The 10,755-nt window shown below is 65.0% G+C and carries 9 protein-coding genes; 6 read left to right on the top strand and 3 right to left on the bottom strand.

Features of this window, described 5'->3' with window-relative positions; all coding sequences use genetic code 11:
• Positions 1-239 precede the first annotated feature (239 nt).
• Positions 240-3,158 carry an excinuclease ABC subunit UvrA gene (gene uvrA, locus F4U95_RS14905; RefSeq protein ID WP_150426227.1) on the bottom strand — a complete coding sequence of 973 codons (2,919 nt, stop codon included), beginning with the start codon at positions 3,156-3,158 and terminating at the stop codon, positions 240-242.
• A gap of 55 nt (positions 3,159-3,213) precedes the next feature.
• Here uvrA and F4U95_RS14900 point away from each other — a divergent pair, with 55 nt between their 5' ends.
• Both F4U95_RS14900 and F4U95_RS14895 read left to right on the top strand, forming a co-directional pair.
• A complete protein-coding gene (locus F4U95_RS14900; protein ID WP_150426226.1) occupies positions 3,214-3,417 on the top strand; it encodes a hypothetical protein in 204 nt (67 codons plus the stop codon).
• 621 nt (positions 3,418-4,038) lie between these two features.
• Complete coding sequence (locus tag F4U95_RS14895) at positions 4,039-4,383, top strand: UrcA family protein (RefSeq protein ID WP_150426225.1); 345 nt, start codon at positions 4,039-4,041, stop codon at positions 4,381-4,383.
• A gap of 438 nt (positions 4,384-4,821) precedes the next feature.
• Here F4U95_RS14895 and F4U95_RS14890 read toward each other — a convergent pair whose 3' ends face one another.
• Together F4U95_RS14890 and F4U95_RS14885 are read right to left on the bottom strand one after the other, a co-directional pair.
• Positions 4,822-5,583: an enoyl-CoA hydratase/isomerase family protein gene (locus tag F4U95_RS14890; RefSeq protein ID WP_150426224.1), complete on the bottom strand. Its 762-nt coding sequence runs from the start codon at positions 5,581-5,583 to the stop codon at positions 4,822-4,824.
• Position 5,584: 1 nt separating this feature from the next.
• Positions 5,585-6,253, bottom strand: coding sequence for an HAD family hydrolase (locus tag F4U95_RS14885; protein WP_150426223.1), 669 nt, complete (start codon positions 6,251-6,253; stop codon positions 5,585-5,587).
• Positions 6,254-6,405: 152 nt separating this feature from the next.
• On the opposite strand from F4U95_RS14885, the gene glmU reads away from it, so the two are divergent.
• From glmU to F4U95_RS24605, 4 genes are all read left to right on the top strand, one after another.
• Positions 6,406-7,698, top strand: a complete 1,293-nt coding sequence (gene glmU, locus F4U95_RS14880; protein WP_246171605.1) for a bifunctional UDP-N-acetylglucosamine diphosphorylase/glucosamine-1-phosphate N-acetyltransferase GlmU — start codon at positions 6,406-6,408, stop codon at positions 7,696-7,698.
• A gap of 33 nt (positions 7,699-7,731) precedes the next feature.
• Complete coding sequence (locus tag F4U95_RS14875) at positions 7,732-8,583, top strand: metallophosphoesterase (protein WP_425505065.1); 852 nt, start codon at positions 7,732-7,734, stop codon at positions 8,581-8,583.
• A 112-nt stretch (positions 8,584-8,695) separates the two neighbouring features.
• Entirely contained in the window at positions 8,696-10,519 is a 1,824-nt protein-coding gene (gene glmS / locus F4U95_RS14870; protein ID WP_120250543.1) for a glutamine--fructose-6-phosphate transaminase (isomerizing), read from the top strand.
• The gene (locus tag F4U95_RS24605; protein ID WP_161600395.1) at positions 10,516-10,689 is read left to right on the top strand and encodes a hypothetical protein; all 174 of its coding nucleotides are present in this window, start codon (positions 10,516-10,518) and stop codon (positions 10,687-10,689) included. The genes glmS and F4U95_RS24605 overlap by 4 nt, the downstream gene beginning before the upstream one ends.
• The last annotated feature ends 66 nt before the right edge of the window (positions 10,690-10,755 follow it).

Genomic DNA, 10,755 nt, shown 5'->3' with positions numbered 1-10,755 from the left:
CGGAACCCGAGCTTCGCAGCTCACGTAGGAAAACAACCCTTCGCTCCGGTAATCGCCGCCCCGCATCTCAAATCCTTCAACCTCAGTTGAAGGCGTCTGAATCACCTCAAGCGGCTCAAGGAAAGAGCCTTTTTCCGCAACCTGTTAAGCTGCAAATTTTGCGACATGACGCCTCAGGGATATAGGTTGAACTTATGGCTATCTAATTTGAGATATGCGATCAATGCATTGTTTATCAATCACTCCGCCGCCAAAGCCTCCAGCCCCAGCAAAGGCGCCAGATACCGCCCGGTAAAGCTGCGCTTCTCTTTCACGACCTTTTCCGGCGTGCCTTCCGCGACCACTTCGCCGCCCTTGACGCCACCCTCCGGTCCCATGTCTATGATCCAGTCCGCCGTCTTGATGACGTCCAGATTATGTTCGATCACGACCACGCTGTTGCCCTGGTCGACCAGTGCGTGGAGGACTTCGAGGAGTTTGCGGACATCCTCAAAATGCAGGCCCGTCGTGGGTTCGTCCAGGATGTAGAGCGTGTTGCCGGTGGCGCGGCGGCTGAGTTCCTTGGCCAGTTTGACGCGCTGGGCTTCGCCGCCCGACAGGGTCGTGGCCTGCTGGCCGACCTTGATATAGCCAAGGCCGACTTCCGCCAGCATCGCCATCTTGTCGCGGATGGGCGGCACGGCCTTGAAGAATTCGACCGCATCCTCGACCGTCATGTCCAGGACGTCGGCGATCGAGAGGCCCTTGAACTTCACCTCCAGCGTCTCGCGATTATAGCGGGCGCCGTGGCAGACGTCGCAAGTGACATAGACGTCGGGGAGGAAGTGCATCTCGATCTTGAGCAGGCCGTCGCCGGTGCAGGCTTCGCAGCGGCCGCCCTTGACGTTGAAGCTGAAGCGGCCGGGCTTGTAGCCGCGCGCCTGCGCTTCGGGGAGGCCGGCGAACCAGTCGCGGATGTTGGTGAAGGCGCCGGTGTAGGTGGCCGGGTTGGAGCGCGGGGTGCGGCCGATGGGCGACTGGTCGATGTCGATCACCTTGTCGCAATGGTCGAGGCCCGTCACCTTGTCATGCGCGCCGGCGACGATGCGGGCGCCGTTAAGGGCGCGGGCCGATGCCGCATAGAGGGTGTCGATGGTGAAGCTGGACTTGCCCGATCCCGACACGCCAGTGATGCAGGTGAAGGTGCCGAGCGGGATCGACGCGGTGACGCCACGCAGGTTGTTGGCGCGGGCGTTGTGGACGGTGAGTTTCTTGCCCGACCCCTTGCGGCGCTTTGCCGGGACTTCGATGCGGCGGGTGCCATTGAGATAGTCCGCGGTCAGGCTGTCCTTGTTCTTCAGGATCTGCTTGAGCGTCCCCTGCGCGACGATGGCGCCGCCATGGACGCCGGCGCCCGGCCCCATGTCGACGATATAGTCGGCGGCGCGGATCGCATCCTCATCATGCTCCACGACGATGACGCTGTTGCCGAGGTCGCGCAGGCGCTTCAGCGTGACGAGCAGGCGGTCGTTGTCGCGCTGGTGCAGGCCGATCGAGGGTTCGTCGAGGACGTAGAGGACGCCCGACAGGCCGCTGCCGATCTGGCTGGCGAGGCGGATACGCTGGGATTCGCCGCCCGACAATGTGCCGCTGGTACGGTCGAGATTTAGATAATCGAGGCCGACATTGTTGAGGAAGCCGAGGCGCTCGACGATTTCCTTGAGGATGGCCCTGGCGATCTGGTTCTGCTGGTCGTTCAGCGCTTCGGGCATGGTGGTGAAGAAGTTGAGCGCGTCCACGACCGAGCGGCGGGTGGAGAGGGAGATGTCCTCGCCGGCGATCTTCACGGCGAGGGCTTCGGGTTTCAGGCGCGCGCCGTGGCAGGTTTCGCAGGGCATGGCGGTCTGGTACTTGGCCAGTTCCTCGCGCATCCAGGCGGAATCCGTTTGCAGGAGGCGGCGGTTGAGGTTGCCGATGACGCCCTCGAAGGCTTTCTTGACCTCATAGCTTTTCTTGCCGTCCTGGAAGCGCAGGGTGACGGGCTTGCCGCCCGTGCCGTGCAGGATGATGAGCTTCACTTCGCCCGGCAGGTCGGTCCAGGGGGTTTCGAGGCTGAAGCCGAACTCCTTGGCGAGGGAGCCGAGCACCTGCATATAATAAGGGCTGGGCGGGTTGGATTTGGCCCAGGGGACGACGGCGCCCTTCTTGATCGAGAGCGCTTCGTTGGGGACGACGAGGTCGGGGTCGAACTCCTGCCGTTCGCCCAGGCCATCGCAGGCGGGGCAGGCGCCCAGGGGGGCGTTGAAGGAGAAGAGGCGCGGTTCGATGTCGGGGATGGTGAAGCCGCTGACGGGGCAGGCGAACTTCTCCGAAAAGACGATGCGGTTGAGGGGGATGCCCGCGCCCTTCATCTTCTTGTCGGTGGATTGCACTTCGTCTTCGCGGCCGGGCACGACGCCTTCGGCCAGATCGACGAAGGCGAGGCCGTCGGCGAGTTTGAGGGCCTGTTCGAAACTGTCCGCGAGGCGGGTGCCCATTTCCGGGTCCACGGCCAGGCGATCGACGACGACTTCGATGTCATGCTTGTACTTCTTGTCGAGGGCGGGCGCGTCCTCGATCAGATACATTTCGCCGTCGATGCGGACGCGGGTGTAGCCCGCCTTCTGCCATTCGGCCAGTTCCTTGCGATATTCGCCCTTGCGCCCGCGCACCACGGGGGCGAGCAGGTAGAAACGCGTGCCTTCGGGCAGGAGCATCACGCGGTCCACCATCTGGCTGACGGTCTGGGCGCTGATGGGGAGGCCGGTAGCGGGGCTGTAGGGGATGCCGACGCGCGCCCACAGGAGGCGCATATAGTCGTAGATTTCCGTGACCGTGGCGACGGTGGAGCGCGGGTTGCGGCTGGTGGTCTTCTGCTCGATGGAGATGGCGGGGCTGAGGCCCTCGATATGCTCGACATCGGGCTTCTGCATCATCTCCAGAAACTGGCGCGCATAGGCGGAGAGCGATTCCACATAGCGGCGCTGACCCTCCGCATAGATGGTGTCGAAGGCGAGGGACGATTTGCCCGAGCCGGACAGGCCGGTGATGACGACGAGGGAGTCGCGGGGCAGATCGACGTCCACGCCCTTGAGGTTGTGTTCACGCGCGCCGCGGACGGAAATATGGGTCAGACTCATGGGGCCGTTCTATATTTGTTCGATGAGGCGGGGGCAAGCGGAAGCGGGCATCCCCATGGCGAAGATAGGAAAGCGAACGATCAAATGCGAGGGCGGTTGCGAAGCATCTGGCGCAAAAGGGATTTCGAGGGCCGCCTCCACCCCGCCCCATGTCGTTGGTGGCGCGACGAGGGCCGTTCGTCCCCCCGGCATGCCGCCGGGCGGTGCGCATGGGCGGATCATCGAAGCGGGCGGGATCGTCATCATCCTGTCGCTATGATGAGGGCATAGGGCAGCGCGGGTTGCACCCGTTAAGCGACGGTTCACCGCAAATGGCGTCGTTTCCCTTTGATACAATTATCCTGATCCGGAGTGCCCGACAGCATCTGGATACGCCCCCGGCATCCCTTGCGCCGGGGGCGTTTTCATGTCCGCGTGATTCGCGGGGTTGCTGTCTCGACATGCGCATAAGAGCAAGAAGCCCTGAGACTGACTCATATGGAGCGTTCCCCGGCCTACGCCGGGGAACGCTAAGCCATAGGTTCCCATCATTGCTTGTTGGGATAAGAGCGCGGGCCGATGCGGATGCGCCTCAGGCGTATTTCACCATAATCCCTTACGGAAATGTCGTTTGCAGAAGCGGGACATGTCGTTCGTCCCGCCGTTCGTCCGCGTGCGTCGGCGCTTGGTCGGCAATGGCGTCGTTGGCCGATGGGGATCGTTGCCGGGTCGAAGCGGACGGGCGCCGGGCGGATCGGAGGCGTAACAAGATGAGGCGAACGGGGCAGGTGCCGCCCCCCCCTGAAAAGACCCTTCCGGCTCCGCCCGTTCGCATCCGGCGCTTTCCATAGCCCCCCTTTGACGGGGCGCCGGCCACAACAGATTTCGAGGAGATAGCCCCATGTTCCGTTCGACCCAATTTGCCGCCGCTCTTGCCTCCATCGCTTTGCTGACCACGGCCGGCGCCGCGTCAGCGCAGGAGTTCCAGTCCAATGGCCGCACCACCGGCGTCTATCATGGCGACCTGGACCTGGCGCAGGCGGCGCATCAGCAGAAGCTGCGCAGCCGCATCGCGCGCGCCGCCAACCGCGTCTGCGCGTCGATGGATCTGCAAGCGCAGATGAGCTGCAAGGCCAAGGCCATCGCCCATGTCGAAGCGCCGATCACCGCCGCCATCGCGCGCGCCGAGACGGGCGAGCGTTATGCGGATGCGGGCAAGACCGTGCGTCCGGTGGTGGGGAACTGATCCCGACGCGCCATGATGTGAAGCGATCGTTTCCCGTTTCCCGGCAAGGGGCCAGTCCCACGCTTCGAACTGGGCCCCGGCCTGCGCCGGGGAACATTATATATGGGTGAGCGTGATGCTGCCCTGCCATGATCCGCGCGGCCCGTGTGGATGGTTTTGCGATAAAGGTCCGGTTTGTGCCGGGCCTTTTCGTGTTGGACTTCTTCCGTTTTGGGACGTCGGGATGGGCCGGGATATGCGCCTGCCTGATCGCGAGGCCCCATGGCGCCGGCTCATTCGAAGCGTTCCCCGGCGCAGTTGATGGGAGGCGCGTGACTCCCATCAAGGGTCCAGTGCCACGCTCCGAACTGGAGCCCGGCCTACGCCGGGGAACAAGGCGTTACTCGTTCGAGAAGCCGGCTTTCGCCGGCATGACCGGAATAGGGTGCGTGTGGCCGGTCAGAAATCCGGGCGGCTTTTGGTGCGGAAGGCGGTGACGCCTTTGGCGAAGTCGGGCAGAGTGAAGGCGTCGCGGAACAGGGCGAGCGTGGTGGCGTCGTCGTCCGCTTGGCCATCCAGGATGCGGCGGACGATCGCCTTGGACGCGCGGACGCTGTGCTGGGCGTTGGCGGCGATGGTGCGGGCGAGCGTATCGGCAGCGGTCAGGGGATCGGGCGCGATCTGCTCGATCAGGCCGATTGCCAGCGCGTCGTCGGCGCTGTGGAGCGCGCCGGTGAAGAGGATGCGCTTGGCACGGGCCGGGCCGACCAGATCGACCAGCAATTTCGTGTCGAACAGCGAATAGACGATGCCGAGTTTGGCAGGCGTGATGCCGAGGCGCGCGGTGGGCGATGCGATGCGCAGGTCGCAGGCGATGGCAAGGCCGCAGCCGCCACCGACGCAATCGCCGTCGATCGCGGCGATCACCGGCTTTTGCGCATGGGCGAGCGCATATTGGCTGGCGCGGATCGCGGCCTGATTGGCGACGCGCCAGTCTTCTTGGCCGGAACAGGCGGCAAATTCGTTGATGTCGGCGCCCGCGCAGAAGAGGCCGGGCGTGGCGGAGGCGAGGATGAGGACGCGGACGGCGTCATCGGCCATCGCCTGGCCAACGAGCCGGGGGAGCTGTTCCCACATCGTCTGGGTCATGGCGTTGCGCCGGTCCGGCCGGTCGATCAGCAGCCGGGCGACCGGGCCGTCCTGTTCCAGCCGCAGATGCATGTCAGGCGGGCCAGCGTTGCAGCAGCGGGACCAGCTCGTCGAAATGGTCGATCACCGCGTCGGCATCCAGATTTTCCACCGGACCGTCGAGGAAGCCGAAGCCGACGGCGATATTGGCAAGGCCGGCGTTGCGCGCGCCGGCAATGTCGTTGATCGTGTCGCCGATGAAGATGGTGCGGCCGCCGCCGGCGCGGGCGACCATTTCATGGATCGGCGCGGGGTCGGGCTTGGCCACGCCGACGGTATCGCCGCCCACAATGGCCGCGAACCGATCCGACAGGCCGATCTGCTGCATCAGGGGAATGGTGAATCGTTCCGCCTTGTTGGTGCAGATGGCGAGTTTGACGCCGGCGTCGGTCAGGGCGTCCATCGCGTCGATCAGGCCGGGATAGGGGAGCGAGTGGATGGCGAGATTCTGCTCATAATAATCGAGCAATATGGGGAGCAGGCTGTCGAGCGTTTCGGCGTCATAGCCACCCGATGCGTCGAGCGCGCGGGCGAGCATGATCTTTGCGCCCTTGCCGACGAAGGGGTGGATCGCGGCGGCCGGGAAGGGCGGCCGGCCGATCGTGCCGATGGCATAATTGACCGCCGCGGCAAGATCGCCACTGGTGTCGATCAGGGTGCCGTCCAGGTCGAAACCGACGATGTCGAAGGGGATGCTGCTCATGGTGCCTGCCATGCCGCCTGCGCGGTGGCAAAGGCAAGGCAAACATGGCAGAGGAAGGACAAGTCATAGCTTTTGCCGGGAAAATCATCGTGACCAGTTCCGCCAGCCGTCCGCTCGCTGTCATCATCCTTGCCGCCGGGCAGGGAACGCGGATGAAATCGTCGCTTCACAAGGTTCTGCATCCGATTGCGGGGCGATCCATGCTGCTGCACCTGCTGGCGAGCGTCAGCGAATTGGCGCCCGAGCGGCAGGTGGTGGTCGTGGGCGCGGGGCGCGCGCAGGTGGAGAAGGCGGTGGCCGGCACCGGCGCGGTCATCGCGGTGCAGGAGGCGCAGCTGGGCACCGGGCATGCGGTGGCGCAGGCGCATGATGCGCTGGCCGGATTCGCGGGCGATGTGCTGATCCTTTACGGCGACGTGCCGCTGGTGAGTGCGGGCACGATGCGGGCGATGCTGGATCGGCTGAGCCGGGGCGACGAGCCGCGCGCGGTGGTGCTGGGCTTTCGCCCGGACGATGCGGCGGCCTATGGCCGGATCATCGCCGACGGGCAGGGCATCATCGAGAAGATGGTCGAGTATAAGGATGCGAGCGAAGGCGAGCGGGCCGTTACCCTGTGCAATAGCGGGCTGATGGCGGTGCGGTCGACCGACCTGTTCGTGCTGCTGGACCAGATCGGCAACAATAATGCCGCGGGCGAATATTATCTGCCCGATATCGTCATGCTGCCCGGCGGGACGAGCGCCGTCATCGAAACGGAAGCGTGGGAAGTGGCGGGCGTGAACAGCCGGGCCGAGCTGGCAGGCGTCGAGGCAGTGTGGCAGGCGCGGCGCCGGGCCGAGGCGATGCGTGATGGCGTGACTTTGGTGGCGCCCGAAACGGTGTTCTTCGCGCATGATACCGTGCTGGGGCGCGATGTGGTGGTGGAGCCGAACGTCGTGTTCGGGCCGGGCGTGACCGTGGCGGACGATGTGGTCATCCACGCCTTTTCGCATCTGGAGGGGGCGAGCGTGGCCAGCGGCGCGGCGATCGGTCCCTATGCGCGGTTGCGGCCCGGCGCGGACATTGGCGTGAAGGCCAAGGTCGGCAATTTCGTCGAGATCAAGAAAGCGACCGTGGGCGAGGGGGCGAAGGTCAATCACCTGTCCTATGTCGGCGATGCCAGCGTGGGGGCGGGGAGCAATATCGGCGCGGGTGTCATCACCTGCAATTATGATGGCTTCTTCAAGTACAAGACGGAGATCGGCGCCGGGGCGTTCGTCGGGTCGAACAGTGCGCTGGTGGCGCCGGTGACGATCGGCGACGGGGCGATCGTGGCGGCGGGCAGCGTGGTGACGAAGCCGGTCGAGGCCGACGCGCTGTGTCTGGTGCGGCCCGAGCAGATCGGCAAGGCGGGATGGGCGGCCCGTTTCCGGGAGCGGATGACGGCGAAGAAGGCGGGGAAGTGAGACTCCGTCATTGCGAGGTGGTTGGGTTGTAAGTTGATCCGGAAATTTCTCTGGGCGTTGGCTGCGCTGATTTTGCTCGTTGCGGGGCTTGCCTTCTGGCTGCTGCACAACGCCAGTGCCATGCCGGTCGTGCGGCGGGCGGAGGTGCTGCTGCCCTTTCCCGCCGATGCGCCGCGCAAGGCGGTGACGGTCGCGCTGCTGACCGATACGCATTTGTCGGGGCCGGACAACAGCCCGGCGCGGCTGGCGCGGATCGTCAGGCAGATCAACGGGTTGAAGCCCGACCTCATTCTGCTGGGCGGCGATTATATCGGCGATGACAAGGGCGGGGCGATCTATGATGCGCAGACGAGCATCGCGCCCTTTGCGGGGCTGCGCGCGCCGCTGGGGGTGGTGGCGGTGCTGGGCAATCATGATAGCCGCAGCAAGCTCAATCGCCGGGCCTTGAGAGAGGGGGACTGGAAGGCGGGCTTTGCGCGCATGGGCATCACCTTGTTGCTGGACAAGGCAGTGCGGCGCGGGCCGCTGGCGATCGGCGGATTGCAGGATATCTATACGCGCAAGCCCGATATGCCGGGGACGTTGGCGGCGATGGCGCGGGTCGGCGGGGCGCCGGTCATCCTGTCGCATGGGCCGGATGTGTTTCCCAAGCTGCCCGACGCGCGATCGCTGACTTTGGTGGGGCATACCCATTGCGGGCAGATCGCCTTCCCCTTCATCGGCATCACCTATGTGCCGTCGAAATATGGGACGCGCTATGCGTGCGGCGTCTATCGGGAGGGCGCGCGGACGATGATCGTGTCGGGCGGGGTGGGGACCAGCAGCGCACCGGCGCGGATGCTGGCGCCGCCCGATATCTGGTTGGTGACGATCAGGCCCGGATGACATTCTTTTCATCATCGGGCCATGGCGTTGTCGCAGGTCCGGCATTAATGGCATGGCGACACCTACGCCCTATATGGGCGCAAACTCATCTGCTTCTACGGGGCTTTCCACCATGTGCGGTATCATTGGAATCATCGGCAAGGACGACGTTGCGGAGCGGCTGGTCGACGGGCTGAAGCGGCTGGAGTATCGCGGCTATGACAGCGCGGGCGTGGCCACCGTGCATGGCGGGGCGATCGACCGGCGCCGGGCCGAGGGGAAGCTCAACAATCTGGTGAAGGAGCTGGCCGGATCGCCGCTGCCGGGCACGACCGGTATCGCGCATACCCGCTGGGCCACCCATGGCGCGCCGACGACCAGCAACGCGCACCCGCATGCGACCGGCGAAGTGGCGCTGGTCCACAATGGCATTATCGAGAATTTCAAGCCTTTGCGCGACGAGCTGATCGCGCGCGGGCGGACCTTCGACAGCCAGACCGATACCGAGGTGGTCGCCCATCTGGTGAGCGAACTGGTGGAGCAGGGCGCCAGCCCCAAGGATGCGGTGCGCCAGGTGCTGCCGCGCCTGCATGGCGCCTTTGCGCTGGCGATCCTGTTCCGCAGCCATCCCGACATGCTGATCGGCGCGCGGCTGGGGTCGCCGCTGGTGGTGGGTTATGGCGACGGGGAAACCTATCTGGGGTCGGACGCGCTGGCACTGGCACCGCTGACGCAGCGCATCGCCTATCTGGAAGAGGGCGACTGGGTCGTCATCACGGCGCAGGGCGCGGAGATTTTCGACAAGGATAACAACCCGGTCGAGCGACCCGTGACGATCAGCGGCGTGTCCGGCGCAATGATCGACAAGGGCAATCACCGCCATTTCATGCAGAAGGAAATTTACGAGCAGCCGGTCGTCGTGGCCCAGACGCTCAAAGCCTATCTGCAACGGATGGACGACCGCGTGTCGTTGCCGATCCCCGATTTCGACCTGTCCGCGATCCGCCGCGTCACCATCGTCGCGTGCGGCACCAGCTTCTATGCCGGGATGGTCGCGCGTTACTGGTTCGAACAATTTGCCCGTGTGCCGGTGGATTTGGATTTCGCCTCTGAGTTTCGCTATCGCGAGCCGGTGATGGAGGAGGGCGGGCTTGCCCTCTTCATCAGCCAATCGGGCGAGACGGCCGATACGCTGGCCGCGCTGCGCTATGCGCGATCCCAGGGGCAGAAGATCGCGGTGGTCGTCAACGTGCCGACCAGTTCGATGGCGCGCGAGGCCGACCTGTTGCTGCCGACCCATGCCGGGCCGGAAATCGGCGTGGCGTCGACCAAGGCCTTTACCTGCCAGTTGGCGGTGCTGGCTGCGTTCGCCGCCAATCTGGCGCGGGCCAAGGGGCGGCTGACCCCGGCGGAGGAAAAGGAGATCGTCCGCCATCTGGCCGAGGCGCCCGCCGCGATCAACGGCGCGCTGGCCTATGACGAGGCGATCGAGGCGATGGCGCATCATATCGTGCCGGCGCGCGACGTGCTGTATCTGGGGCGCGGGACCGATTATCCGATCGCGCTGGAAGGGGCGCTGAAGCTGAAGGAAATCAGCTATATCCACGCCGAGGGCTATGCCGCAGGCGAGATGAAGCATGGGCCGATCGCCCTGATCGACGAACTGGTGCCGGTGATCTGCATCGCGCCGAGCGGGCCTTTGTTCGAAAAGACCGTGAGCAATATGCAGGAAGTGCAGGCGCGCGGCGGCAAGGTGGTGCTGATTTCCGATTATGACGGCGTGCAGGCGGCGGGCGAAGGATGCCTGGCGACGATCACCATGCCCAAGGTCCACCCGCTGATCGCGCCGATGGTCTATGCCGTGCCGGTGCAGTTGCTGGCTTACCATGTCGCGGTGCTGAAGGGCACGGATGTGGATCAGCCGCGCAATCTGGCGAAGAGCGTCACGGTGGAGTGAGCGGGGGCGCCACTTTCGTCATCGTGCTGATGCTGGCCTTTTTCGGGCTGGCCTGGTGGAACGACCGGCATGGCGAGGGGCGCCGCCGGCGTGGTAGCGGGAGCGATGGTGGTGGCGATTCAGGCCATGGCGCGGATGATGGGTGCGATGGCGGGGATGGTGGCGATTAGGTTGGTTTGATCGCGGCAAAATATGGCTGGGCGAAGGGTATTGGCGCAAGGCCAGCCTGTTTTCGT

Origin of the sequence: Sphingobium limneticum, assembly GCF_008710165.1 — a bacterium.
Classification (GTDB): Bacteria; Pseudomonadota; Alphaproteobacteria; order Sphingomonadales; family Sphingomonadaceae; genus Sphingobium; species Sphingobium limneticum.
This window is presented reverse-complemented; position numbering and strand designations above follow the sequence as displayed.